Here is a 25,332-nt window from a genome sequence, read left to right on the forward strand (position 1 = left end):
TGCCCTTACTTGCGCTTCTTCTTGCCGTCGAAGAACGGGTTCTCCCAGATGACCGAGCCGCCCTGACCGAGACCGACGCACATGGCCGTGAGGCCGTACTGCACGTCGGGACGCTCAGCGAACTGGGCCGCGAGCTGGATCATCAGGCGCACACCGGATGCCGCGAGCGGGTGACCGACTGCAATGGCGCCGCCCCACTGGTTGACACGCGGGTCGTCGTCGGCGATGCCGAAGTGGTCGAGCAGCGAGATCACCTGAATGGCGAAGGCCTCGTTCAGTTCGAACAGGCCGATGTCGGAGATGTCGAGACCGGCCTTCTTCAGCGCCTTCTCCGTCGAGGGGATCGGACCGATGCCCATGATCTCCGGCTGCACGCCGGCGAACGCGAACGAGACCATCCGCATCTTCGGGGTGAGGCCGAACTCCTTGACCGCGCCGCCGCCGGCGAGCAGCGACATCGTGGCGCCGTCGGTGAGCGGTGAGGAGGTCCCCGCCGTCACGCGCCCGTGCGGACGGAACGGGGTCTTCAGCGCCGCGAGGTCCTCCATCGTGGTCTGCGGACGGCGTCCCTCGTCCTCGGTGGCCAGACCCCAGGCGCCGTCGGCGCCCTTGATGGCCACCGACACGAGGTCGGGCTGGATCTTGCCGGCGTCGTACGCAGCCTGCACCTTGTGCTGGCTGAGCATGCCGAACCGGTCCGAGCGCTCCTTGGTCAGATGCGGGAAGCGGTCGAAGATGCGCTCAGCCGTGACGCCCATGTTGAGGGCGCCGGGGTCGACCATCTTCTCCGCGACGAAACGCGGGTTCGGGTCGGCGTTGCCGCCGATCGGGTGATGGCCCATGTGCTCGACACCGCCTGCGAGGGCGAAGTCGTACATGCCGACACCGATCGACGCGGCCATCGTCGTCACGCTGGTCATCGCGCCGGCGCACATGCGCTCGACCGCGAGACCGGGGACGGTCTGGGGGAGGCCCGCGAGGATCGCGACCGAACGACCGAGCGTGAGGCCCTGATCTCCGGTCTGACTCGTCGCGGCGATGGCGACGTCGTCGATCCGGTCGGCCGGGACGGCCGCATTGCGCTCCATCAGGCCGATGGTCGCCTTCACGGCGAGGTCATCAGCGCGGGTGTTCCAGTACATGCCCTTTTCGCCGGCGCGCCCGAAGGGGGTGCGCACTCCGTCGACGAAGAAGACGTCCGAGATCTCGGCCACTCTGCCTCCATTGTTGTGGGATGGTTCCAGCCTAGGAAGGCGAGGCGGGTGCCGGGAATCGGTTGGTTCGAACCTACGATTCCGCGCCCGAGGGCTCTGGAGGCGATTGCTCGGCTTCTACAAAGGCATCGGCGATCTTCTGTGCGGTCTGCTCAATCTGCCAGTGTCGGGCACCGAGGGCGCCCAGGGCATCGCCGACGGCTTCCGCCGTCAGTGCGGGAGGATTCCACGCGACGCGGCGCAGGTAGTCCGGCGTGAGCAGATTCTCGGTGGGCATGTGCAGCTCCTCGGCGGTGGCCTCCACCACCGGGCGCGCGGCCTTGAGCCGGGCATCCGCCTCGGGGTTGCGATCCGCCCACGCCCGCGGCGGGGGCAGGGCGTCACCGGGCACGCGCTCGCGGGGCAGGTCGGTCGTCGTGCGACCACGCTCGATCGCGTTCCACCAGCGGTCCAGCTGCGTCCTGCTGGCGCGGCCGTTGAACTCCTTGATTCCGGCCAGGGCCTGCTTGCTGGACGGGCCGCCGAGGATCGCGGCGAGCAGCGCGCGATCCGGGACGAGTCGCCCGGGGAGACGTCCATCTCCTTCGCGTAGTCCTCGCGTGCGGTCCACAGCTCGCGGGCGATCGCGAGATTGCGGGCGCCGCGCACCTTGTGCAGGCCGCTGAGCCGGCGCCACGGGTCCTCGCGGGGCGGCTTCGGCGCACGGCTGAGGGTCGCGGCGAACTCCTCAACGGCGATCTCCGTCTTGCCTGTCTCGGCGAGTTCGGCCGCGAGCGCATCCTCGACGTCGATCAGGTGCAGCACGTCGAGGGCGGCGTACTCCAGCCAGGACTCGGGCAGCGGCCGCGTGGACCAGTCGGCCGCCGAGTGCTCCTTCTTCAACGTGATGCCCAGCGTCTCCTCGACCACGGCGGCGAGGCCGACCCGCTCGTGGCCCAGCAGCCGCGAGGCCAGCTCGGTGTCGAAGACGGAGGCCGGCTCGAGACGCAGCTCGCGCAGGGACGGCAGATCCTGGCTCGCCGCGTGGAACACCCACTCGACGTCGCCGATCGCCTCCTGCAGCGGCGTGAAGTCGCCGATGGCGGGTGGGTCGAAGAGGAACACGCCCGCTTCCCTGCGGAAGACCTGCACCAGGTACGCGCGCTGGGAGTAGCGGAATCCGGATGCCCGTTCGACATCGACGGCCACCGGGCCGTCGGCCGCGGCGAGCCGCTCCGTCGCCCGTTCGAAGGACTTGCGGTCGGCGATCACCTCGTAGTCAGCCACGGCCGTCCTTTCTCGCGCCGAACACGGCGACGTTCTCGGAGCCGGGCGGCAGACCGGCGAGCATCCCGACGAGCTCGGCCCACGCCTCGGCGTGGGGGCGGATCGGGCCCTCGGGCGTCCAGGACGCGCGCAGCTCGATCTGCGCGCCGTCGCCTTGTCCTGCGAGGCCGCCGAACCCCTTCGAGAGCGTCTTCGTGGACGTGCCCGAGGCGGAGTGATAGACGGCGTCGCGCGACTCCAGCGCGTCGACCAGCCATGACCAGGTGACGTCCGCGAGCAGCGGGTCGGTGCCGATCTCCGGTTCGAGCGGCGCCTGTGCGAAGGCGACGATGCGCCACGGCCCGTTCCAGGCCGACGGCTCCTCCGGGTCGTGCAGCAGGACCAGTCGTCCGGTGCCGTAGATCGAGTCACCGTGGTCGTCGGGCCGGACATCGGCGGCGAGGGCCAGCGAGAACGGGGCGAGGCCGGCCGGGGAGGGGATCTCCCGGACGACGATGTCCGAGCGGAACGCGATCTCGCGCAGCTGCGTCGCTGCGGCGTCGAACAGCGCAGCGGAATCCGGGTGGGCGGTCACGGCAACAGGCTAGAGTCAGGAGGCGATGAAGAGTCTCAGGCACGCCGTAGCGGTGGTCGTACCCGCACTGCTCGCCCTGGCGGCAGGCGCCGCCGTCGCCGTGTTCGCCACGGCGCGCCGCGTGGTCACGCCGGCGGTCCGCAGCAACGACACCGAGATCCTCGCGGTGGACACGGGCGCCCAGACGATCGAGCTGACCCGCACTCCCGACACCGAACTGCCCGGACGCTACGGCCTGTTCACGACGGGAACCTACGGGTATGTGAAGCTCGGCGCCGTGCTCAGCGCCGACAAGCGCAAGGTGCGCCGCAAGCTGCTCACGCAGATCGACGTCGGCGCCGAGGTCGATCGCGCTGCAGCATTCAGCGGCTGGTACTACGCGTCGCCCTCCGAACTGCACCTGCCCTACGAGACCGTGCTCATCGGCTCTCCGGCAGGCCCCTGCCCGGCGTGGCTGTTCCCCGCGCCTCCGGACGCCGGGGCATCCGGCACAGCGGCATCCGGAACCCCCGCGTCGAGAACGTGGGTCATCCAGGTGCACGGCCGCGGCACGACGCGCGCCGAGTGCCTGCGGGGCGTCCCGGTGTTCCACTCGCTCGGCATGCCGACGCTCGTCGTGTCGTACCGCAACGACGGTGAGGCGCCGCGCAGCAGGGGCGGGTCGTACGCGCTCGGCGCGTCGGAATGGCGCGACCTCGATGCCGCGATCGGGCACGCACTCCGCCACGGTGCCGAGCGCGTCGTGCTGATGGGATGGTCCATGGGAGGAGCGATCGCGCTGCAGGCATCGGTCAACTCCGAGCACCGCGAGTCCATCGCGGGTCTCGTGCTCGATTCGCCGGTGGTCGACTGGCGCACCGTGCTGCGGTTCCAGGCCCGTGAGGCCGGACTCCGCGAGCCGCTCCCCGCGCTCGCGATGGAGGCGCTGTCGGCTCCGTGGTCCGCACGCCTCGGTGGCGCGGAGCAGGCGATCTCCTTCGACAGCCTGGACATGGTCGCGCGCGCCTCCGAGCTTTCAGTGCCGATCCTCATCCTGCACAGCGACGACGACGGCTTCGTGCCCTCGGATGCCTCGCATGCCCTCGCCGCGGCACGACCCGATCTCGTGACCATGCCGGAGTTCAGCGTCGCGCGACACACCAAGCTGTGGAACTACGACCAGATCTCCTGGACGAGAGCGATCACCGACTGGACCTCGACCCTGATCGGTCCCTGAGCCCGTCGCCCGATCGGTCCCTGAGCCCGTCGAAGGGCTCAGCGCTTCTGCGCGACCTGGTTCTTGGCGCGCATCAGCATGCCCGTCATTCCGCCGATCCGCAGCGGCGAGACCAGCTTGGTCAGCCCGAGGCTCTGCGGGTAGTCGTTCGGGATCGCCAGGACCTCATCGGCGGTGAGGCCGTCGATGCCCTGCACCAGGATGCTCGCGAACCCACGGGTGGTCGGGGCCTCGGGCGGTGCGGTGGCGTGCATCCGCACGACGTCGTCCTGCACCTCGAGATGGATGAAGACAGGGGACTGGCACTCCGCGACGCGCTCGTACATCTCGGGGTGGTCGGCCAGTTCGGCGGGCACCGCCGGCAGTTCGTTCGCGAACTCCAGCAGCAGCGAGAGCCGGTCGCTCTCGGGAAGCTCGAGGAAGTCGTCGCGGAACTCGGCGAGGGTGTCGGGGACGTGCTCGGTGCTCATCCCTGACATCCTCGCACGCTCAGAGCGTGCCGGGCTCCGAGCCGGTGGCGATCGGAACGCGCACGGCGCTGCCCCACTCGGTCCAGGATCCGTCGTAGTTGCGCACGTTCTCGAAGCCGAGCAGGTGCTGCAGCACGAACCAGGTGTGGCTGGACCGCTCGCCGATACGGCAGTAGGCGACGATCTCATCGCCGTCCTTCAGCCCTGCGCCGTCGCGATAGATCTCCTCGAGCTCGGCGCGTGTCTTGAAACCGCCGTCCTCGGCGACCGCCTTTCCCCACGGCACGCTCTGCGCGGTGGGGATGTGACCGGCGCGCAGCGCGCCCTCCTCGGGGTAGGCGGGAGCGGAGGTGCGCTCACCGCTGTACTCCTCGGGGGAGCGGACGTCGATCAGCGGACCCTGCCCGATGAAGGAGAGGACATCCTCCTTGTACGCGCGCAGCACGGAGTCGTCGCGCTGCACGACCGGGTACTCGGTGCGCGGCCGATCCGCGGGAGCGGTGGTGATCGCGCCCCCTCGGAGATCCAGCGATCGCGACCGCCGTCCAGCAGACGGACGTCCTCGTGCCCGAACAGGGAGAACACCCAGAGTGCGTAGGCCGCCCACCAGTTGTTCTTGTCGCCGTAGATCACGACGGTGTCGTCACGGGAGATGCCCTTGCGGCTGAGCAGCTCCGCGAAGCCGGCGCCGTCGACGTAGTCGCGCACGACCGGATCGTTCAGCTCGGTGTGCCAGTCGACCTTCACCGCGCCGGGGATGTGCCCGGTCTCGTACAGCAGCACGTCCTCGTCGGACTCGACGACCACGAGCCCGGGGTCGCCGAGGTGCGCCGCGAGCCACTCCGTGGTGACCAGCCGGCCGGGCTCGGCGTACTCGGCGAACTTGGCGGAAGTGGTGTCGAAGTCGATGGGCACGGGTGTCTCCTGGATTCGGGCGAACGGGTGGTTCGGGGAGACGGCGTAGTGTGGAGCCGTCCCTCTGACGATAAGCCTCCCCGCGGCCGTGCGCATGCGGATTACGAAAGACGTCCAAACGCGAATGACCCAGGCGACCAGCCCCGGAATCGTCCACCTCACCGATCGGATCCCGGTCGTCTCCGGCAGCGAGATGCTGGCCAGCCTCGTGCCCCCGCCGCAGTTCGACGGCGCGACGTTCGAGAGTTATCGGGCCGACCCCGTCTATCCCTCGCAGGAGGAGTCGAAGGAGAAGCTGATGCGCTTCGCCGGGGGAGCTGCACAGCCGGTGAAGCGGGGCGGATTCTTCCGCCGTGCGCCGAAGGAGCCCGAGACCAAGCCCGGTGTGTACCTCGACGGCGGGTTCGGCGTCGGCAAGACCCACCTGCTCGCGGCGATCTACCACGCGATGCCGGCCCGCCGGAAGTACTTCGGGTCGTTCATCGAGTACACCGCGCTCGTCGGCGCCCTCGGGTACAAGAACACCGTCGAACTGCTGCGCGGGGCCGATCTGCTCTGCATCGACGAGTTCGAGCTCGACGATCCGGGCGACACCATGGTCATGACCCGGCTGCTCGGCGAGCTCGTGGCATCGGGGACCAAGCTCGCGGCGACGTCGAACACGCCGCCGAACGCGCTCGGCGAGGGGCGCTTCGCCGCGCAGGACTTCCTGCGCGAGATCCAGGCGATGTCCGACAGCTTCGAGACGCTGCGTATCGACGGCGTCGACTACCGCCAGCGTGCGATAGACGGCCACTCGATCGCGCTCGACGATGCGGCCTACACCGGGGCCGTCGAGCAGGGTGTGGCCGACGGTGCGGCATCCGACGACGAGTTCGGCGCGGTCATCCGGCATCTCGCCCAGGTGCACCCGTCCCGGTACATCCGCCTGATCGACGGAGTGGGCCTGATCGGCCTTCGTGACGTGCACGTGCTGACCGACCAGTCCGAGGCGCTGCGCTTCGTCGCCTTCGTCGACCGTGTGTACGACGCACAGATCCCCGTCGTCGCCACCGGTGTCGCTCTCGACGAGGTGTTCGCCGAGGAGATGCTCTCCGGCGGGTACCGCAAGAAGTACCTGCGGGCGATCTCGCGCCTGAACGCGCTCACGCACTCCGCGGCGTAACACGACGTTCACGCAGCGGCCGCTCCCGTAACGCGCTCGCAACACAGCGAGCGACCAGCCGAAACGCGGCGGTTCCACACTGAACCTCAACTTCTTCTCCCGAAAGTGAGGTTCGACATGGATGCACCGGGGAACATCTCCTGGGCCGTGACGGCGACGGCGCTGGTGCTGCTGATGACGCCGGGTGTGGCGTTCTTCTACGGCGGTCTCGTGAAGGCCAAGAGCGTCATCAGCATGATGATGATGAGCTTCGGCGCGATCGGGCTGATCGCCGTGCTGTGGACGCTGTACGGCTTCTCGATGAGCACCGTGGAGAGTCCGACGCAGTTCGCCGGCAACCCGTTCGCCGACTTCGGCCTCGCGGAGTCGGCGTCAGAGCCCGGCGCGAACGTCGGACTGCTGAGTGTCGCGTACGGCGCGACCTTCGCGATCATCACCGTGGCCCTGATCTCGGGGGCGATCGCCGACCGGGCGCGATTCGGTCCGTGGCTGATCTTCGTCGGCGTCTTCGGAACGATCGGCTACTTCCCGATCGCGGCATGGGTGTGGGGCGGCGGCTGGATCATGAACCTCGGCTCCTGGCTGTTCGGTGAGGACAGCGGCATCGCGGTCATCGACTACGCCGGCGGCACCGCCGTGCACATCAACGCCGGTGCGGCCGCCCTCGCCCTCTCGCTCGTGCTCGGCAAGCGGATCGGCTTCCACAAGGGCATCCAGAAGCCGCACAACGTGCCGCTCACGCTGCTCGGCGCCGCCCTGCTGTGGTTCGGATGGTTCGGCTTCAACGCCGGCGCGGAGTGGCTGGCCGAGGACATGGGCAAGGTCGGCCTGATCGCCATCAACACGATGGGCGCCGCGGCAGCCGGCATCCTGGGCTGGATCCTGGTGGAGAAGATCAAGGACGGCAAGCCGACCTCGGTCGGCGCGGTCTCGGGCGCCGTGGCCGGGCTCGTGGCGATCACGCCTGCCTGCGCGAACCTCGCTCCCGGATGGGCGCTGCTGCTGGGTGCTCTGTCGGGTATCGCCTGCGCGGTGGCGGTGGAGCTGAAGTACCGGCTCGGCTTCGACGACTCGCTCGACGTCGTGGGCCTGCACCTGGTCGGCGGCCTGCTGGGCACCGTCTACCTGGGGTTCTTCGCCACCGGCCAGGGCCTGTTCACCGGCGGCGACGTGCGACTGCTCGCCGTGCAGGTGATCGCATCCGGCGGCGTGATGATCTACTCGTTCGTCGTCGCTCTGGTGACCGGGTTCGCGATCGAGAAGACGATCGGGTTCCGTGTCACCAGCGACGAGGAGATCGCCGGCGTCGACCTCGCCGTGCACGGCGAGGAGGGCTACGCGCTCGACGAGCCGGTCGCCGTGCACTGACCCGAGAAGCAGAGGGGGCGATGATCCGATCGGATCTCGCCCCTCTCCGCGTGTCCGGGACGGTCAGGACTCGCCGGAGCCGTCGGCAGAGTCCTCACCCTCGGCGGAGTCGTCGTTCTCGGCGCCGGAGCCGTCCTCAGAGGTCTCGACCTTGACCGCGGAGATCTCGAACTCGAGCGTGATCTTCTCGGAGACGAGCACGCCGCCGGAGTCGAGGGGGTGTTCCACTCCAGGCCGAAGTCGCGGCGGTTCAGCCGGCGGCTGCCCTCGAAGCCGGCGCGCAGCTCGCCGTAGGCGCCCGTCTCGAGGCCGATCAGTGCGAGCGGGATCATCACCTGCTTGGTGACGTCGCGGATGGTCAGGTCTCCGGTCACCGAGAAGGCACGATCGTCGACCTCTTCGATGTGCGTGCTGACGAAGGTGATCTCGGGCCACTTCTCCGCATCGAAGAAGTCGGCGCTGCGCAGGTGGTCATCGCGCTGCTGCACGCGGGTGTCGACGCTCCCGGTCTGCATGACGACCTTCGCCCAGGACTCGTCGGGGTGCTCGGTGTCGACGTGCAGATGGCCGCTGATCTCGTTGAAGGCGCCGCGCACGGTGGTCACCATGGCGTGCTTCGCGGAGAAGCCGATGCGTGTGTGCGTCGGGTCGAATTCCCAGTCGCCGTTGACTTTCTCGAGATCGATCACGCGTGTCTCCTATTCGTTCTCGCTCGGGATGACGAGAGATCGGTCCGAGCATAGCAAGGGGGACCGGGCGAGATTCAGCAGGGGTTCCTCTATCGTGGGCGGGTGAGCTCGACCAACGGCATCCTGTCCACTCTCGTCGATGCGCTGCAGAAGATCCTGCGCCGAGATTCCGGCACGACAGCCGTCGGGACGCGGCGTGCAGATCCTGCCGTCCGGGTCTCGGGCGAAGAGGCCGGGCGGATGCCGGGCAGCGAGACGATCCGCATCGACCCGGACCGCATCCGTGATCTGCGTGTCTCCTACGCCCCGCAGCGCGACGGCGCACCGGATGCCGGCGAGGTGATCTGGACCTGGGTCCCGTACGAGGAGAACGACGGGCGCGGCAAGGATCGTCCGGTGCTGGTGATCGGCCGCCACTCCGCTGAGCGCGTGTACGCGGTGCGGATGACCAGCAAGCCGCACGACGGCGATCGCGACTACCTGCCGATCGGCTCGGGAGGCTGGGACGGTCAGGGCCGGGAGAGCTGGGTGGACATCGAGCAGCTCTACAGCGTGCACGATGCCGGCATGCGCCGCGAGGCGGCGATCCTCGACAAGGAGCGGTACAGGCGCGTGGTCGCCGCGCTGATGCGCCGGTACGGCTGGGCGAAGGCCTGAGAAGAACGACGAAGCCCGGGATCGGAACGATCCCGGGCTTCGGACGTGGAGCGGATGACGAGACTCGAACTCGCGACCCTCACCTTGGCAAGGTGATGCGCTACCAACTGCGCTACATCCGCGTGGGCGATGCCGGACTCGAACCGACGACCTCTTCCGTGTGAAGGAAGCGCGCTACCAACTGCGCCAATCGCCCCTGTGAAGTTGTCTTGTGCGCAGCGGCACGAATGAAAAGCATACCCGATGCGGAGGGCGGTCCCGGCATCGCGTTCCGAGCCGGGCGTGGCGTGCGGCGCGGGCGCCGTCCGGACACGCCCGACGGCGTCATCCGGTTTGGCGAACGTCTGATCCTGGGATAATGTATCTCGAGTGCCCGGCACGCCGGGTAACATGAAAAATGAACAGTTTGCGGATGTAGCGCAGTTGGTAGCGCATCACCTTGCCAAGGTGAGGGTCGCGAGTTCGAGTCTCGTCATCCGCTCGAGTGCAGGAGCCCCAGCCAGGGGCACCGGCATGTGGGTTCGAATCCACCTCACGGTGGCGTGGCCGAGCGGCTAGGCACCGGCCTGCAAAGCCGTTTACACGGGTTCGAATCCCGTCGCCACCTCTCGAACAACTGAACAGCCCATTGGGCGCGATTGGCGCAGCGGTAGCGCGCTTCCCTGACACGGAAGAGGTCACTGGTTCGATCCCAGTATCGCGCACAGAGAAAACCCCGGCTCAGCCGGGGTTTTTTGTTCCTGAAACATGCGTGGGCAACATGCGTGCAACATCGAATACACATCACATCCGGCAGGTACCCGTGCTGAGGACCGCCGCGCATGCCATGACATCGGGGGAGAGGTCAACCCCCTGCATCGAACGCCGGCCGCTCCGTAAGCTGCTCAGTGCCGTCACACGGGGTGAGGGCGGGGAGGTGACCCGTGCTGCCGGTGATCGATTCGCTCGCCCAGCTCGAGGACCTCGTGTGGGAGACGCCCGGCCTCGGCATCCGATACTCCGCCGGCTGGGACCACGATCGCGACGAGGAGTCGATCGATCATGAGAGCGGCCTTCCGCTGCCGGGACTGTCCGTGAATCCACTGGATCCCGAGTTCTGGTGGGTGCGTCCGCTGCGAGAGTGGCTCGCGCGACAGCTGTGCCAGTACCGGCATCTCGCCGAGGAGGACGACGACCGGCACGCCTGGGTCCTCGCCGGACGACTCGTCGCACGCGGCCCGGACTGCGAGCCGCTGCTCGACCATGTCGAGCCCATAGCGGATCTCTCCCCGGAGGTCATCGCCGAGGCGGTGCGCGTCTATGCGGAACGATTCGACGCCGGACGCGGGCCGACCGACTGAACTGCATGCAGGGTTCGGGAGGAGCCCTTCGGCGGATCGGATCAAGGATGCCGCATTCGGCCTTGCTCTCACGATGGGCAGGGCTGCGGGAGACCCGCAACAGCTCGCCCGACTCCTGCAGCGCTGATCGGTTCTCCTGTTCGTCCTCGTCGCGGCCGCGGAGATCGGGGGAGCGTGGCGGCGATCATCATCCTCGCGCCCGCGGTCGGGGCATCCGCTGACTGAATCGATCGCTCGGCTCAGCGCATCGAGTTGTGACGCATCCAGTCGTCCCAGCTCATCGACGCGCCGACGTCCACAGGGTCGGCGATCGAGGCGCGCAGGCCGCGCAGGTAGTACTCGAGGTGACGCAGGTTCGCGCAGGGGGCGGAACCTCACGAGCTGGGCGGGCTGCTCGGCGTGAACGGGGTGCTGCGCACGGTCGGCTCCTCCTTCGGCGCTCCGATCGCGATACGGATCATTGCCGGTGCGACGGGCGTCGACGGCTTCGTCGCACTGTTTCTGGTCGCGGCACTGGTCAGCGTGGTGGGTGGAGTGCTGTCGATGTGCCTGCGGTCCGGCGCGCGGATGCGGGGCGAGTAATCTTGACGTGACCCCTGGATGGAGATTGTCTGTGTCTGAGAACGCCCAGCCGAACGCCGAGAAGCGCGACGGCTTCGCCCTGTTCACCGACCGTTCTGTCATCGCGATGCGAGTGAACGGCGTCCTGAAGGACCTCGCCACGACGCTGACCGAGACCGACGTCGTCGAGCCCGTCACCATCGACAGCCCGGCCGGCCTCGACATCCTGCGGCACTCGACCGCTCACGTGCTCGCGCAGGCGGTGCAGCGCATCCGGCCGGAGGCGAACCTGGGCATCGGGCCGTTCATCACCGACGGCTTCTACTACGACTTCGGGGTGGAGAGTCCGTTCACTCCCGACGACCTGAAGGCCATCTCGAAGGAGATGCAGCGCATCGTCCGTGAAGGTCAGCGCTTCACCCGCCGTGTCGTCACCGAGGACGAGGCCCGCGCCGAGCTGGCGAACGAGCCCTTCAAGCTCGAGCTCATCGATCTGGCCGGCGGCCCCGGCTCCGGTGCTTCGACAGGCTCAGCAACCGAGGTCGCAGAGGGCGCATCCGTCGAGGTCGGTGCCGGCGAGCTCACCATCTACGACAACGTCACGAAGGACGGCGAGGTCGCCTGGAAAGACCTCTGCCGCGGCCCGCACGTGCCCAGCACCCGCATGGTCGGTAACGGCTGGGACCTCACCCGGGTCGCCGCGGCGTACTGGCGCGGCAGCGAGAAGAACCCGCAGCTGCAGCGCATCTACGGCACCGCATGGCCGACGAAGGACGAGCTGCGCGCCTATCAGGAGCGCCTGGCCGAGGCCGAGCGCCGCGACCACCGCAAGCTCGGCGTCGAGATGGACCTGTTCTCGTTCCCCGACGAGATCGGCTCGGGTCTGGCGGTGTTCCACCCCAAGGGCGGCATCATCCGGTACGAGATCGAGGAGAACCTGCGCAAGCACCTGCTGCGCAACGGCTACGACCTCGTGAACAGCCCGCACATCACCAAGAAGGATCTGTTCCAGACGTCCGGGCACCTGCAGACCTACGCCGACGGCATGTTCCCGCCGATGCACCTCGACGAGATCGTCGACGACGAGGGCAGCATCACCCGTCAGGGCCAGGACTACTACCTGAAGCCCATGAACTGCCCGTTCCACAACCTGATCTTCCGCGCCCGGGGTCGTTCGTACCGCGAGCTTCCGCTGCGGCTGGCGGAGTTCGGCACCGTCTACCGATACGAGAAGAGCGGCACGCTGTCGGGGCTGACCCGCGTGCGCGGCCTGACCCAGGACGACGCGCACATCTACGTCACGCAGGAGCAGGTGCGCGAGGAACTCGCCACCAACCTGAACCTGGTGCTCGAGCTGCTGCGCGATTACGGCCTGAACGATTTCTATCTGGAGCTGTCCACGAACGAGGAGGGCAATCCGAAGTTCCTCGGCGAGCCCGAGCAGTGGACCACGGCGATCGAGACGCTCCGCGAGGTCGCTCTCGAGTCGGGACTCGAGCTGGTCGCCGACCCGGGTGGCGCGGCCTTCTACGGCCCGAAGATCTCGGTGCAGGCGCGTGACGCGATCGGCCGCACCTGGCAGATGTCGACGATCCAGCTGGACTTCAACCAGCCGGAGCGCTTCGAGCTGGAGTACACCGGACCCGACGGGCAGAAGCACCGTCCGGTGATGGTCCACCGCGCCCTGCTCGGTTCGGTCGAGCGCTTCTTCGCCATCCTGCTGGAGCACTACGCGGGAGACTTCCCGCTGTGGCTCGCCCCCGTGCAGGCGGTCGGCGTCCCTGTCGCCGAGGAGTACGCCGAGTACCTCGAAGGCGTCATCGGCCAGCTGAAGGCCGAGGGGCTGCGTGCCGAGGTCGATCATTCCGACGACCGGATGCAGAAGAAGATCCGCAACCACACCACGGCGAAGGTGCCGCTGATCCTCATCGCGGGGGAGCAGGACCGCTCGGCGGGCACCGTCTCGTTCCGCTTCCGCGACGGCACGCAGGAGAACGGCGTGCCGGTGGCGGATGCTGTCGCTCGCATCCGCTCGGCGGTCGCCGCCCACATCCGTGTGATGGCAGCCGGAGACCTGGCGTGACGGACCCTTGGACAGGCTCAGGGACCCAGAGCTCGGGATCAGCGACCCAGCCGGAGGACGCCGCGCACCTGGCGGGCGTCGCCGACGAGTTCCAGCGGCTCTGGACCCCGCACCGGATGGCATACATCCAGGCCGGGCCCGAGCCGCTGCGCGAGGAATGCCCGTTCTGCGAGGCGCCGAAGCATGACGATGCCGAGCGGCTGATCGTCGCGCGCGGCCAGAGCGCCTACGTGTTGCTGAACCTGTTCCCGTACAACTCCGGCCACCTGCTGGTCTGCCCGTACCGGCACATCGCGACGTACGACCAGGCCACGCCCGAGGAGGTCGCCGAGATCGGCTCGCTCACGCAGACCGCGATGCGGGTGCTGCGCGAGGTGTCGAACTGCGACGGTTTCAACCTCGGCATGAATCAGGGCGCGGTCGCCGGCGCCGGCGTCGACGCGCACCTGCACCAGCACATCGTGCCGCGCTGGCGCTCGGATGCGAACTTCTTCCCGATCATCGCCAAGACGAAGGCGCTGCCGCAGCTGCTCGGCGAGGTCCGCGAGGCCGTCGCGCACGCGTGGCCTCAGGCTGGTCGTTGAGCGAGGGAGCGCAGCGACGGAGACGAAACGCGTCGGGGATCGGCTGAGAGCGTTTCGTCTCGCTCCGCTCGCTCGACGACCGGAGGTCAGCGCACGCGCTGCGCGGTGAACTGCATCCGCGGATTCGCGTAGTACTCCTGCGACTCCACCAGCTGCAGCTCGCGTTCGCCCGACTCCAGCGTCGCCTTCAGCAGGTCGAAGACGCTCGAGACGGTGCGCTCGAGGGCGACCTCGGCGTCGTGGGTGGCGACGTAGTGTGCCGTGAACAGCGCCGCGGTCACGTCGCCCGAGCCGTTCGCCTTCATCGGCAGGTGCGGCGTGGCGACCAGCCAGGCGCCCTTGTCGTCGACGGCGAGCATCTCGATGGTGCCCTCCTCGCGGTCCGGGCGCTCCACGCTGGTCACGAGTACGACCGAGGGACCCATCGCGCGGGCCGCGTCGACTGACGCGAGCGTCTCCTCGAGCGTGGACGGTTCGGTGCGGGTCAGGTAGCCGAGCTCGAACTGGTTCGGGGTGATGATGTCGGCGACCGGCACGACCCGGTCGCGGAGCAGCTCGGGGATGGCCGGTGCCACGAAGCATCCGGACTTGGCGTTGCCCATCACCGGGTCGCACGCGTACACGGCACCGGGGTTGGCGGCCTTCACCCGCGCGACGGCGTCGATGATGACGTCGCCGATGCCCTCACCGCCCTGGTAGCCGCTCAGCACCGCGTCGATCTGCGGCAGCACGCCGCGCTCCTCGATGCCGGTGATGACCTCGCGCACGTCGGCCGGGTCGATCAACGGTCCGCGCCAGGCGCCGTAGCCGGTGTGGTTCGAGAAGTTGACCGTGTAGACCGGGAGCACCTCGACGCCGATCCGCTGCAGGGGGAAGACGGCGGCGGAGTTGCCGACGTGACCATAGGCGACAGCGGACTGGATCGAGAGCATCTTCATCCCGCCATCCTCTCACCCTGCCGCGGCGTCATCTGCGCACGGCGGCCGCGAGGTCGTCGAGCAGCGCCGTGGTCTCGTCCGCATCGAGGTCGTGCACGGTCAGCCGCAGGTGGTGCGAGGGCTGCAACCCCTCGTCGGGGCGGAACTCGTCGCCGGTGCGCGCCAGCCAGCCGCGTCGCATCAGGTGCTCCGCAGCGATGCGCGCAGGCACCGGAAGCTCGACCCACAGGTTCAGACCGTCGCCCGGTTCGCAGGGGATGCCGCGGACCGCGAGCCCCTCGGCGAAGGCCCGGTTGCGGGAGGCGTAGTGCTCCGCGGCCTCGTCGAACAGCGTCTGCACGGACGCGTCCTGCAGCTGGGTGAGAGCGAGACGCTGCAGCAGATGGCTGACCCAGGTCGTGCCGGGGCTGAGTCGCATCGCCAGCCGCTCCGCGGTGGTCGGGTCGGTGGCGGCGACCGCCAGGCACATGTCCGGACCGAGGAATTTCGACACCGACCGCACCAGTGCGTAGCGGCGGTGCTCCGGTCCGATCAGCGACTCGTACGGACGACGTGACAGCGCGGAGAAGTGGTCGTCCTCGATGATGAGCACGTACGGATGCTCGGCGAGCAGCTCGCGCAGCGCCGTGGCCCGCGCGGGGGAGAGCGACGCGCCGGTGGGGTTCTGCGCGCGGGGCGTGCACACGATCGCCCGAACACCGGCGTCGAGTGCGCCGCGCAGCCCGTCGACGGTCATGCCCTCGGAGTCGACCGGCACCGGGATCGTGCGGTAGCCACCGAGTCGGGCGGTGTGGATGCTGGCGAGGAAGCAGGGGTCTTCGAGCGCGACCGCGTCGTCGCGCATCAGCGCCTGCGCGAGCAGTCGTTCCACCGCATCCACCGCGCCGCTGGTGATCGTGACACGCAGGTCGTCGCGCCCCAGGTCGGCGGCGACCCAGGTGCGGGCCCAGGTGTCCAGCGCAGGGTCGATGACCGGTTCGCCGTAGAGCACGGGACGTCCGACGATGCGATGCAGCGCGGGAGTCGGATCGGGGATGTAGCCCGGGTCGGGGTTGCCCGAGCCGATGTCGCGCAGCACGGTGTCTGCGGCATGTCCTTCCTGCGCGACACTGCCGGCGCCGGCGACGACGGTGCCGGCCCTGCCGCTGGAGAGCACGAGACCGGCCTGGGCGAGCTGACGGTACGCGGCGACAGCCGTGTTGCGGTTCACGCTCAGTGCCGAGGCGAGCTCTCGCACCGGGGGAAGGGCGTCGCCGGGAGAGAGCAGGCCGCGTTCGCGGAGCGCGCGGATGCTGTCGGCGATCTCCGCCGCCGTGGAACCCGTGATCTGGTGCATCGGGTCGAGTCTACGGTGCTATCGTTTGGCATAGGCCAATAGTTGTCTTTGTCCCGAGAGGATCCCCATGTCTGAGCAGACCACCGGATCGGCCCGCGTCAAGCGCGGCCTCGCCGAGATGCTGAAGGGCGGCGTCATCATGGACGTCGTCACCGCCGAGCAGGCGAAGATCGCCGAGGATGCCGGCGCTGTCGCTGTGATGGCCCTCGAGCGCGTCCCCGCCGACATCCGTGCCCAGGGCGGCGTCTCCCGCATGAGCGACCCCGACATGATCGACAGCATCATCGACGCCGTCTCGATCCCGGTGATGGCGAAGGCCCGCATCGGTCACTTCGTCGAGGCGCAGGTGCTGCAGGAGCTCGGTGTCGACTACATCGACGAGTCCGAGGTGCTCTCGCCTGCGGACTACGTCAACCACATCGACAAGTACGACTTCACCGTGCCGTTCGTCTGCGGCGCCACCAACCTCGGTGAGGCGCTGCGCCGCATCAACGAGGGTGCGGCGATGATCCGCTCCAAGGGCGAGGCCGGCACCGGCGACGTCTCCGAGGCGATGAAGCACATCCGCAAGATCCGCGGTGAGATCGCCGCCCTCGGCGCGCTGTCGAAGGACGAGCTGTACGTCGCTGCGAAGGACCTGCAGGCACCCTATGAGCTGGTCGCCGAGATCGCCGAGACCGGGACGCTGCCCGTCGTGCTGTTCGTCGCGGGAGGCGTCGCCACCCCGGCGGATGCCGCGATGATGATGCAGCTCGGTGCGGACGGCGTGTTCGTCGGCTCCGGCATCTTCAAGTCGGGCAACCCGGCGGAGCGCGCGAAGGCGATCGTCAAGGCGACGACCTTCTACGACGACCCGAAGGTCATCGCCGAGGTGTCCCGTGGTCTCGGCGAGGCCATGGTCGGCATCAACGTCTCCGACCTCCCCGCACCGCACCGTCTCGCCGAGCGCGGCTGGTGACCACGCACCGCGTCGGTGTGCTCGCGCTGCAGGGCGATGTGCGCGAGCACACCGCTCTGCTCACGGAGCTGGGTGCCGAGGTCGTGCTGGTGCGCCGGCCCGAGGAAGTCGCGTCCGTCGGCGGTCTCGTGATCCCCGGCGGCGAGTCGACCGTGATCGACAAGCTCTCTCGCACCTTCGGCCTGCAGGAGCCGATCCGCGCGGCCATCGCCGACGGGATGCCGGTGCTCGGCACCTGCGCGGGGCTCATCATGCTCTCGAATGAGCTGGTCGACGGCATCGAGGGGCAGGAGACCTTCGGAGGCCTGGACGTGCTCACCCGGCGCAACGCCTTCGGCCGTCAGACAGAGTCCTTCGAAGCACAGCTGGACGTTCCCGAGCTCGGCGAGGCACCGGTGCATGCCGCGTTCATCCGCGGTCCGGTGGTCGAGTCGGTCGGGCCGGATGCCGCGATGCTCGCGGCGCTGCCCGACGGTCGCGTGGTCGCGGTCGAGCAGGGCGACCTGCTCGGCATCAGCTTCCACCCCGAGATCTCCGGCGAACCGCGCTTCCACCAGCGCTTCCTCGCCCGGGTTGCAGCGCGCGGCTGAGATCGAGGGTCAGCCGGCGCAGCGGTAGCGTGAACCCATGCGACTTCCCCTCGGATCGACCGACGTCAGCGCGAGCGGCGGAAGCGCCGTCCTGGCCGGGCGCAGGGGAGAGGCGTGGAACGATGTCGCCTCGGGGCCGATGTCCCTCGAGGGCGCCATCGAGGTGCTCGAGGACGGGAGCATGGCAGTCGCCCACGCCGACCCGGCATTCGACGTCGCAGTCCCCTCCGACGCCCCGGACGCTCCGCGCTTCGGTTCCGGCGATCCGATCCTCTGGCGGTACGGGCGCTACATCGAGACGGCGCGGGTGATCCGCGACGATGCGCGCGGGCTGGTCGTGTGGATCCCGTCCGGCTCCGCACGCCTGGTCTCCGTGCCTGCCGACGGCCGCTCTCCGCGCGACGTGCCGCTCGACGAGCGGTTCAGCGTGCCGTGGGCGATCGAGGAGTCGTCCTGGCGCGGCCCCGGCGTGGTGCGCGTGGCGCCGGCGGGCAAGCCCTGGTCGGTATGGTTCTTCCGATCCACCGACGGGACGCCGGAGGGTGCCTACGTGAACCTCGAACTCCCGCACCGGCGAACCGCCGGCGAGACTCCGGGCATCTTCTCCCGCGATCTCGTCCTCGACCTCTGGATCGACGCCGGGCATCCTGGCAGCGAGGACATCTGGGTGAAGGATGCCGACGAGCTGGTGGCCGCCGTGCAGCAGGGCCGGTTCACCGCGGAACAGGCCGAGGCCGTGCGTGCACTCGCCGATCACGCGGTGCGCGAGTTCGTGGCATCCGGTGACTGGCCGCTCGACGAGGGGTGGGATGCCTGGACGCCGGGCGAGGAGCTCGACGTGCCCGTGATGCTGCCGGCCGGTGCCGCGATGGATGCCGTCCGGCGACGGTCGGGCCGAACCAGCCTCGAAGGCTGACGGCGGAACGTTCGCGATTCGTTAGAATGGACGATGCCCTGGAGGCGACTCCGGGAGACGAGACGAGCGGAGACTTATGTCCGGGCATTCCAAGTGGGCCACGACCAAGCACAAGAAGGCGGTCATCGACTCGCGCCGTGCCAAGTCGTGGGCCAAGCTCATCAAGAACATCGAGGTCGCTGCGAAGCTGGGCGGCCCCGACCTCGCAGGCAACCCGACGCTGTTCGACGCGGTGCAGAAGGCGAAGAAGACCTCTGTCCCCAAGGACAACATCGATCGCGCCGTCAAACGCGGAGCCGGCATCGGCGGCGAGTCCGTCGAGTACTCCTCGATCACGTACGAGGGCTACGGCCCGAACGGCGTCGCGCTGATGATCGAGTGCCTCACCGACAACAAGAACCGTGCGGCGGCCGAGGTGCGCACCGCGCTGTCCCGCAACGGCGGCACGCTCGCCGACCCCGGCAGCGTGGCCTACAACTTCACCCGCAAGGGCGTCATCGTCGTGAGCTCCGAGGGCACGACCGAGGACGACGTCATGATGGCGGCTCTCGAGGCGGGCGCCGAGGAGATCGAGCCGCACGCACAGGGCTTCGAGGTCATCACGGAGGCCACCGACCTGGTGGCTGTGCGCTCCGCACTGCAGGAGGCGGGTATCGACTACGAGTCGGCCGACGTCGAGTTCGTACCGAACCTCAAGGTCGAGATCGACGCCGACACCGCGCGCAAGATCTTCCGCCTCATCGACGCGCTCGAGGACAGCGACGACGTGCAGAACGTCTTCAGCAACTTCGACCTCCCCGCCGAGGTGCAGGCCGAGCTCGAGAACGACGACGAGTGAGTTGAGCGACGGCCCTTCGACGAGCTCAAGGACCCATGTCGACAAGCTCAACGACCGATGACCGACAGAACCCCCGGGCGCGCCTGCGTCCGGGGGTTCTGCGTCGTAACCAGCCTGGGGTGGTGACCTCGCTGCGCGTGCTCGGCATCGACCCCGGCCTCACCCGGTGCGGCGTCGGTGTCGTCGACGTCGACCGTGCGCGCCGGGGCACGCTCGTGCACGTCGGCGTGATCCGCACTCCGGTCGACGCGTCGATCGGCGACCGGCTCGCCGCGGTCGCCGCCGGAATCCGCGAGGTGCTCGAGTCGCACCGGCCGGATGCCGTCGCCGTGGAGCGCGTCTTCGCCCAGCAGAACAGCCACACGGTGATGGGCACCGCTCAGGCGAGCGGCGTCGCCCTGCTGCTCGCCGCCGAGGCGGGCCTGCCCGCTGCCACCCACACGCCGAGCGAGGTGAAGGCGGCCGTCACCGGCTACGGGTCGGCGGACAAGAAGCAGGTGCAGTCGATGATCGCCCGCATCCTGCGTCTGGACACCCTGCCGCAGCCGGCGGACGCCGCGGATGCGCTCGCCATCGCGCTGTGTCACGCCTGGCGGCGGGACGCCTCGGCGCCGGCCTCCGGCGGTGGCCTGACTCCGGCCCAGCAGGCCTGGGCGGACGCCGAGCGTGTCGCTCGAACATACGTACGATCGGCCCGATAGGCTGACGGCATGATCTGCTCCCTGCACGGCGTCGTCCTGCACGCCGACTCGGGCCACGTCGTCATCGAGACCGGCGGTGTGGGCTTCGCCGTCTTCGTTCCCGCCGACGTCGCGCACACCGCGGTCGTGGGGGAGCGGATGCTGCTGCACACCAGCCTCATCGTCCGCGAGGACGCACTCACGCTGTACGGCTTCGCCGACCGCGACGAGCTGGAGATCTTCGGTCAGCTGATCAGCGTCACCGGCGTGGGACCGAAGTCCGCCCTGGGAGTGCTGTCGCACCTCACCGTCGACCAGATCGCCGCAGCGGTCGGTGACGAGGACGACGCACCGTTCCGCCGCGTCTCCGGCATCGGTCCGAAGACCGCCAAGCTCATCGTCGTGCAGCTCGCCGGCAAGGTGCAGCCGCGCGTCGCCGCGGCACCGGCCGGCATCTCGGCACCGGGCATCACGGACCAGGTCGCCGCGGCACTCGTCGGCCTCGGCTGGTCGGAGCGCGTCGCCGCCGAGGCCGCGGAGCAGACGGCGGCAGACGCCACCGACGCCGAGCGAGAGTCCGTCGCCGCGCTGCTGCGGCGCACGCTCGCCGCTCTCGGCCCCGGAGCGGGCCGTGGCTGAGCCCCGGGACGCCGCCGAGGCGCTGGACGAGACCGAGCTCGCGATCGAGGGCGCACTGCGGCCTGCGAGTCTCTCCGAGTTCGTGGGGCAGCCCAAGGTGCGCGGGCAGCTGCAGCTGCTGCTGCAGGCCGCGCGCATCCAGGAGCGCACCGCCGACCACATCCTGCTCGCGGGCCCTCCCGGGCTGGGCAAGACCACCCTTGCGATGATCGTCGCGCACGAGAGCGAGCGGCCGCTGCGGCTCTCCAGCGGGCCGGCCATCCAGCACGCCGGCGACCTTGCGGCGCTGTTGAGCAGTCTCACCCCGGGCGAGGTGCTGTTCATCGACGAGATCCACCGGATGGCGCGCTCCGCCGAGGAGATGCTCTATCTCGCGATGGAGGACTTCCGGATCGACATCATGGTCGGCAAGGGCGCCGGTGCCACCAGCATCCCGCTGGAACTGGCCCCGTTCACCCTCGTCGGTGCGACCACGCGCTCCGGCCTGCTGCCCAATCCGCTGCGCGACCGGTTCGGCTTCACCGGGCACCTGGAGTACTACGGCGAGGATGAGCTCGAGCAGGTCATCGCCCGCTCGGCGGCGGTGCTCGGCATTCGGCTGCCATCCGATGCGCTCTCAGAGATCGCCCGCCGCTCGCGCGGCACGCCCCGCATCGCCAACCGGCTGCTGCGTCGCGTGCGCGACTACGCCCTGGTGCACGGCGAGCAGGACACCGCGTCGATCTCCGACGTGCGCGCGGCGCTCGAGCTGTACGACGTCGACGCGATCGGACTCGACAGGCTCGACAGGGCGGTCCTCGACGCCCTGGTGCGCCGATTCGGCGGCGGACCCGTGGGGCTCAGCACGCTCGCGGTCGCCGTCGGTGAGGAAGCCGAGACCGTGGAGAGCGTGGTCGAGCCCTATCTTGTTCGCATCGGCTTCCTCGGGCGCACCCCCCGTGGCAGGATCGCGATGCCGCAGGCCTACGCGCACCTCGGCGTCGCGCACCCCGGCGGGGGCGCATTGTTCGATGACCTATAATCGCTGAAGACTTCGCATCCCCCTATAGCGCGCCCCATTGTCGGCGTGCGCGCGTCGGAAAGGCCCCACCCGTCATGGAAATCATTCTCTTTGGACTGCTCGCGCTTCTGCTCGTCTTCATGTTCTTCAACACCCGCAAGCGGCAGAAGCAGATGAAGGCCGAGCAGGAGGAGAAGGCGACCAAGACCGTCCCGGGCGCCAAGGTGCTCCTGCAGGGCGGCCTCTACGGCACGATCGTGTCCTTCGACCCGGAGAACCTCGACCAGCCCGCGCGCGTCGAGCTCGCCCCCGGCGTCGTCATCGAGGTGCACAGCCAGTCGATCCTCCGCATCGTCGAGCCCACCGACGCCGAGCCGGCCGACGCTGACGCCGTCGTCGAGGATGCTCCGGTCATCGGCGAGATCGCCGACTCCGAGCTTCCCGACCCGAACCACGTCGAGACCCCGGAGGAGACGCGCGCCCGCCTCGAGCGCAACGAGCGCGGCGACTCCGAGAACTGATCCGCGGCGTTCCAGCACACGAGAAAGCGGCAATCCGTGGCATCCACTTCTCCGACCCGCCATGCCTGGCGGGTCCTCCTCGGTCTGCTCGTCGTCACGGCGGTGCTGTTCGGCATCAACGCCGTCGGCGTGTTCCTCGGCAAGAGCTCCTGGACGCCTGAGCTCGCCCTCGACCTGCAGGGCGGCACCCAGATCATCCTGAGCGCGCAGACCGCGGACGGTTCCGACCCGACGCAGGAGCAGCTCGACCAGGCCGCGGCCATCATCCGGCAGCGCGTGGATGCCTCGGGCGTCGGCGAGAGCGACATCACGACCGAGGGCGGCCGCAACATCGTCGTCCAGATCCCGGGTGTCGCCGACGAGCAGACCCGCCAGCGCATCGAGGCGAGCGCCCAGCTCGAGTTGCGTCCTGTGCTCGCGACAACCGACCCCGCGACCGACTTCGTCGGCGAGGACGGCAAGAGCACGCCGTGGCCCACGCCGGACGCCACGATGAACGCGACGCCGACGGCCGAGCCCACCGACGCCAGTGACCTCTCGTGGGTCACTGAGAAGCTGCGGGCGCAGTTCCTCAGCTACGACTGCACCGATCCGGACAACGACCCGGCGTCCGCGCCCAAGGACGAGCCTCTGGTCGCGTGCAGCATCGACGGACAGGTCAAGTACCTGCTCGGTCCCACCGAGCTGACCGGCACCGAGATCACCGACGCGCAGGCCGCTCGCGAGCAGGACTCCGGACAGTGGATCGTGCAGCTCGAGATGAACGACAAGGGCACGAAGACCTTTGCCGACGTCAGCCAGCGCCTGTACCAGAACAAGCTCGCGAACCAGAGCCCGCGCGACCAGTTCGCGTTCGTGCTCGACGGCAAGGTCATCTCCGCGCCGCAGATGCAGGCCGTGATCAGCAACGGCAAACCCTCGATCTCGGGCAGCTTCACTCAGGAGTCCTCGAAGACCCTCGCCGATCAGCTGCGCTACGGTGCGCTGCCGCTGAGCTTCAACGTGCAGAGCAACGAGTCGATCTCGGCGACCCTCGGTTCGCAGCAGCTGCAGATCGGCCTGATCACCGGCCTCATCGGTCTCGGCCTGGTGGCGATCTACTCGCTGCTCAGCTACCGCGCACTCGGCTGGGTGATCATGGCGTCCATCGGCGTGATGGGCGTGCTGACCTACATCATCATCTGCATCCTGGCCTGGCGCATGGGCTTCCGGCTCTCGCTGGCGGGCGTGGCCGGTCTGATCGTGTCGATCGGATTCACCGCCGACTCGTTCATCGTGTACTTCGAGCGAATACGAGACGAGTTGCGAGACGGCAAGTCCATCACCGGCGCGGTGGAGGACGGCTGGGGCCGTGCGAAGCGCACGATCTACATCTCGAAGTCGATCAACATCCTCGCTGCCGTCGTGCTGTACATCCTCGCGGACGCCACGGTGAAGGGCTTCGCGTTCACACTCGGACTGACCACCCTGATCGACGTGTTCATCTTCGTGATCTTCACGCACCCGGTCATGCAGCTGCTCGCCCGTACGAGGTTCTTCGGTGGCGGCCATCCGCTGTCCGGGCTCAACCCCGAGGAGCTCGGTGCGGTCTACCGCGACCGCACGGAGTTCCGTCAGGTGCAGACGGCGTCGAGCGGGAAGGCCGCGCGCACCAAGGCATCGCGCGGTGAGGCCGAGCGCCGCCAGACCATCGCCGAACGCAAGCGCGCCGAGGCCCTCGCCGGGGCATCCGACGCCGGTGCATCCGCAGAGTCCGGAAAGGACGGGGACGCCTGATGTTCTCCATGAACGAGTTCGGCAACAAGCTCTACTCCGGGAAGACCTCCTTCCCGTTCGTGCAGAGGCGCAGGCTGTGGTTCATCATCGCGATCCTGCTCGTGGTGGGGTCCGCACTGATGCTGATGGTGCGTCCTCCGCAGTTCTCGATCGAGTTCACCGGCGGTTCGCAGTTCATCGTGCAGGCACCGGCGAGCACCGATCAGGCGCTCGCGACGCAGGCCGTGCAGTCGGTCGTCCCGGAGGCCACCACCAAGGTCGCGATCGTCGGCGGCACGGATGTCCGCGTGCAGACATCGCAGATGACCGCGAAGGAGACCAACGAGGTCGCCACGGCGCTGGCCAAGGCCTACGACGTCGCTCCGGACGAGGTGAACAAGTCGTTCATCGGTCCGGCCTGGGGCGAGAACGTCACCCGGCAGTCGCTCTGGGGCCTCGCGATCTTCCTCGCGCTGACGTTCCTGATCCTCGCGATCTACTTCCGCACCTGGAAGATGTCGGCCGCGGCCATCATCGGCCTGCTCGACGTGCTGGTGATCACTGTCGGCGTCTACGCGCTGGCCGGCTTCGAGATCTCCCCGGCGGCGGTGATCGGGTTCCTCACGATCCTCGCCTATTCGCTGTACGACACCACCGTCGTGTTCGACAAGGTGCGTGAGAACACGACGGAGGACGGGGAGCAGCTCACCCGCACGTTCGGCGAGTCGGTCAACCTCGCGGTCAACCAGACGCTGGTGCGCTCGATCAACACGTCTGTCGTGGCCGCTCTTCCCGTGGGCGCGATCCTGTTCATCGGCGCGTTCTGGCTGGGAGCCGAGACGCTCACCGACATCTCGCTGTCGATCTTCGTCGGCATCCTTGTGGCGACGTACTCGACGCTGTTCGTCGCTGCTCCGCTGTACGCGTTCTTCCGTCAGAAGGAGCCGGCGATCCTCGCCCACGACAAGAAGGTGCTGAAGGCCCGAGAGCGCGCCGTTCAGGCCGTCTGAGCAGCAGGACCGCGGAGTCTCTCGGCGGTCCTGTCAGCGCGTAGGATGA

24 protein-coding genes, 5 tRNA genes and 2 pseudogenes are annotated in these 25,332 nt (G+C 68.8%); 21 read left to right on the forward strand and 10 right to left on the reverse strand.

The features are described from left to right. Positions 1-5: 5 nt before the first annotated feature. The 3 genes and pseudogenes from L2X99_RS04980 to L2X99_RS04990 form a co-directional block, all read right to left on the reverse strand. Positions 6-1,214, reverse strand: a complete 1,209-nt coding sequence (locus tag L2X99_RS04980; RefSeq protein WP_236124766.1) for a thiolase family protein — start codon at positions 1,212-1,214, stop codon at positions 6-8. A gap of 73 nt (positions 1,215-1,287) precedes the next feature. After that, positions 1,288-2,480 (reverse strand): annotated as a pseudogene (locus L2X99_RS04985) (ribonuclease D). Beyond that, positions 2,473-3,054, reverse strand: a complete 582-nt coding sequence (locus L2X99_RS04990; RefSeq protein WP_236135707.1) for a DUF3000 domain-containing protein — start codon at positions 3,052-3,054, stop codon at positions 2,473-2,475. Before L2X99_RS04990 ends, L2X99_RS04985 begins: the two are co-directional and overlap by 8 nt. Before the next feature lie 25 nt (positions 3,055-3,079). On the opposite strand from L2X99_RS04990, the gene L2X99_RS04995 reads away from it, so the two are divergent. After that, positions 3,080-4,270, forward strand: a complete 1,191-nt coding sequence (locus tag L2X99_RS04995; RefSeq protein WP_236135708.1) for an alpha/beta hydrolase family protein — start codon at positions 3,080-3,082, stop codon at positions 4,268-4,270. A 38-nt stretch (positions 4,271-4,308) separates the two neighbouring features. Here the strand turns inward: L2X99_RS04995 and L2X99_RS05000 are convergent, their stop codons facing one another. Both L2X99_RS05000 and L2X99_RS05005 read right to left on the reverse strand, forming a co-directional pair. Beyond that, positions 4,309-4,740: a SufE family protein gene (locus tag L2X99_RS05000; protein ID WP_236124762.1), complete on the reverse strand. Its 432-nt coding sequence runs from the start codon at positions 4,738-4,740 to the stop codon at positions 4,309-4,311. A gap of 19 nt (positions 4,741-4,759) precedes the next feature. Continuing rightward, a pseudogene (locus L2X99_RS05005) lies at positions 4,760-5,655 on the reverse strand (sulfurtransferase). A 124-nt stretch (positions 5,656-5,779) separates the two neighbouring features. Here L2X99_RS05005 and zapE point away from each other — a divergent pair. Both zapE and L2X99_RS05015 read left to right on the forward strand, forming a co-directional pair. After that, a complete protein-coding gene (gene zapE, locus L2X99_RS05010; protein WP_236124760.1) occupies positions 5,780-6,820 on the forward strand; it encodes a cell division protein ZapE in 1,041 nt (346 codons plus the stop codon). Between the two features lie 117 nt (positions 6,821-6,937). Continuing rightward, positions 6,938-8,188, forward strand: coding sequence for an ammonium transporter (locus tag L2X99_RS05015; protein WP_236124758.1), 1,251 nt, complete (start codon positions 6,938-6,940; stop codon positions 8,186-8,188). Here the strand turns inward: L2X99_RS05015 and L2X99_RS05020 are convergent. Then, entirely contained in the window at positions 8,155-8,877 is a 723-nt protein-coding gene (locus L2X99_RS05020) for a YceI family protein (protein ID WP_329608135.1), read from the reverse strand. The two genes, L2X99_RS05015 and L2X99_RS05020, sit on opposite strands and share 34 nt — an antisense overlap. A gap of 240 nt (positions 8,878-9,117) precedes the next feature. On the opposite strand from L2X99_RS05020, the gene L2X99_RS05025 reads away from it, so the two are divergent. Further along, positions 9,118-9,534 (forward strand): type II toxin-antitoxin system PemK/MazF family toxin, encoded by a 417-nt coding sequence (locus L2X99_RS05025; RefSeq protein ID WP_442923512.1) that lies wholly within the window; start codon positions 9,118-9,120, stop codon positions 9,532-9,534. Between the two features lie 46 nt (positions 9,535-9,580). Here the strand turns inward: L2X99_RS05025 and L2X99_RS05030 are convergent. Both L2X99_RS05030 and L2X99_RS05035 read right to left on the reverse strand, forming a co-directional pair. Then, positions 9,581-9,656, reverse strand: a tRNA-Gly gene (locus tag L2X99_RS05030). 1 nt (position 9,657) lies between these two features. After that, a tRNA-Val gene (locus L2X99_RS05035) sits at positions 9,658-9,730 on the reverse strand. Positions 9,731-9,942: 212 nt separating this feature from the next. On the opposite strand from L2X99_RS05035, the gene L2X99_RS05040 reads away from it, so the two are divergent. The 7 genes from L2X99_RS05040 (at position 9,943) to L2X99_RS05070 (ending at position 14,102) form a co-directional block, all read left to right on the forward strand. Continuing rightward, positions 9,943-10,015 (forward strand) — tRNA-Gly (locus L2X99_RS05040). A 55-nt stretch (positions 10,016-10,070) separates the two neighbouring features. Then, positions 10,071-10,141 (forward strand) — tRNA-Cys (locus L2X99_RS05045). Positions 10,142-10,166: 25 nt separating this feature from the next. Then, positions 10,167-10,238: transfer RNA gene (locus L2X99_RS05050), tRNA-Val, on the forward strand. A gap of 219 nt (positions 10,239-10,457) precedes the next feature. Beyond that, a complete protein-coding gene (locus L2X99_RS05055; RefSeq protein ID WP_236124754.1) occupies positions 10,458-10,874 on the forward strand; it encodes a DUF6098 family protein in 417 nt (138 codons plus the stop codon). A 399-nt stretch (positions 10,875-11,273) separates the two neighbouring features. Then, positions 11,274-11,456 (forward strand): hypothetical protein, encoded by a 183-nt coding sequence (locus L2X99_RS05060; protein WP_236135709.1) that lies wholly within the window; start codon positions 11,274-11,276, stop codon positions 11,454-11,456. 106 nt (positions 11,457-11,562) lie between these two features. After that, positions 11,563-13,518: a threonine--tRNA ligase gene (thrS, locus tag L2X99_RS05065; RefSeq protein WP_236135908.1), complete on the forward strand. Its 1,956-nt coding sequence runs from the start codon at positions 11,563-11,565 to the stop codon at positions 13,516-13,518. Further along, entirely contained in the window at positions 13,515-14,102 is a 588-nt protein-coding gene (locus L2X99_RS05070; protein WP_236124751.1) for an HIT family protein, read from the forward strand. The genes thrS and L2X99_RS05070 overlap by 4 nt, the downstream gene beginning before the upstream one ends. A gap of 86 nt (positions 14,103-14,188) precedes the next feature. On the opposite strand, the gene pdxY is transcribed toward L2X99_RS05070, so the two are convergent. Beyond that, the gene (pdxY, locus tag L2X99_RS05075; RefSeq protein WP_236124749.1) at positions 14,189-15,040 is read right to left on the reverse strand and encodes a pyridoxal kinase PdxY; all 852 of its coding nucleotides are present in this window, start codon (positions 15,038-15,040) and stop codon (positions 14,189-14,191) included. Positions 15,041-15,068: 28 nt separating this feature from the next. Continuing rightward, positions 15,069-16,376, reverse strand: coding sequence for an aminotransferase class I/II-fold pyridoxal phosphate-dependent enzyme (locus L2X99_RS05080; protein ID WP_236135710.1), 1,308 nt, complete (start codon positions 16,374-16,376; stop codon positions 15,069-15,071). A 67-nt stretch (positions 16,377-16,443) separates the two neighbouring features. On the opposite strand from L2X99_RS05080, the gene pdxS reads away from it, so the two are divergent. The 10 genes from pdxS to secF all read left to right on the forward strand — a co-directional run bounded on the left by pdxS (position 16,444) and on the right by secF (position 25,283). Further along, positions 16,444-17,334 (forward strand): pyridoxal 5'-phosphate synthase lyase subunit PdxS, encoded by an 891-nt coding sequence (pdxS, locus tag L2X99_RS05085; protein WP_236124747.1) that lies wholly within the window; start codon positions 16,444-16,446, stop codon positions 17,332-17,334. After that, positions 17,331-17,924 (forward strand): pyridoxal 5'-phosphate synthase glutaminase subunit PdxT, encoded by a 594-nt coding sequence (gene pdxT / locus L2X99_RS05090; RefSeq protein ID WP_236124746.1) that lies wholly within the window; start codon positions 17,331-17,333, stop codon positions 17,922-17,924. Before pdxS ends, pdxT begins: the two co-directional genes overlap by 4 nt. Positions 17,925-17,961: 37 nt before the next feature. Further along, positions 17,962-18,840: a DUF402 domain-containing protein gene (locus L2X99_RS05095; protein ID WP_236124744.1), complete on the forward strand. Its 879-nt coding sequence runs from the start codon at positions 17,962-17,964 to the stop codon at positions 18,838-18,840. Positions 18,841-18,916: 76 nt separating this feature from the next. After that, positions 18,917-19,678: a YebC/PmpR family DNA-binding transcriptional regulator gene (locus tag L2X99_RS05100; RefSeq protein WP_236124742.1), complete on the forward strand. Its 762-nt coding sequence runs from the start codon at positions 18,917-18,919 to the stop codon at positions 19,676-19,678. Between the two features lie 119 nt (positions 19,679-19,797). Continuing rightward, positions 19,798-20,379 (forward strand): crossover junction endodeoxyribonuclease RuvC, encoded by a 582-nt coding sequence (gene ruvC / locus L2X99_RS05105; protein ID WP_236124741.1) that lies wholly within the window; start codon positions 19,798-19,800, stop codon positions 20,377-20,379. 9 nt (positions 20,380-20,388) lie between these two features. Next, positions 20,389-20,997: a Holliday junction branch migration protein RuvA gene (gene ruvA / locus L2X99_RS05110; RefSeq protein WP_236135711.1), complete on the forward strand. Its 609-nt coding sequence runs from the start codon at positions 20,389-20,391 to the stop codon at positions 20,995-20,997. Next, positions 20,990-22,018, forward strand: a complete 1,029-nt coding sequence (ruvB, locus tag L2X99_RS05115; RefSeq protein WP_236124738.1) for a Holliday junction branch migration DNA helicase RuvB — start codon at positions 20,990-20,992, stop codon at positions 22,016-22,018. The genes ruvA and ruvB overlap by 8 nt, the downstream gene beginning before the upstream one ends. Before the next feature lie 74 nt (positions 22,019-22,092). Then, on the forward strand, positions 22,093-22,518 hold the full coding sequence (locus tag L2X99_RS05120) for a preprotein translocase subunit YajC (RefSeq protein ID WP_236135712.1): 426 nt from the start codon (positions 22,093-22,095) through the stop codon (positions 22,516-22,518). 36 nt (positions 22,519-22,554) lie between these two features. After that, entirely contained in the window at positions 22,555-24,294 is a 1,740-nt protein-coding gene (gene secD, locus L2X99_RS05125; protein ID WP_236124737.1) for a protein translocase subunit SecD, read from the forward strand. After that, positions 24,294-25,283 (forward strand): protein translocase subunit SecF, encoded by a 990-nt coding sequence (secF, locus tag L2X99_RS05130; RefSeq protein WP_236135713.1) that lies wholly within the window; start codon positions 24,294-24,296, stop codon positions 25,281-25,283. The genes secD and secF overlap by 1 nt, the downstream gene beginning before the upstream one ends. The last annotated feature ends 49 nt before the right edge of the window (positions 25,284-25,332 follow it).

The organism is Microbacterium sp. KUDC0406 (assembly GCF_021582875.1).
Lineage (GTDB): Bacteria > Actinomycetota > Actinomycetes > Actinomycetales > Microbacteriaceae > Microbacterium.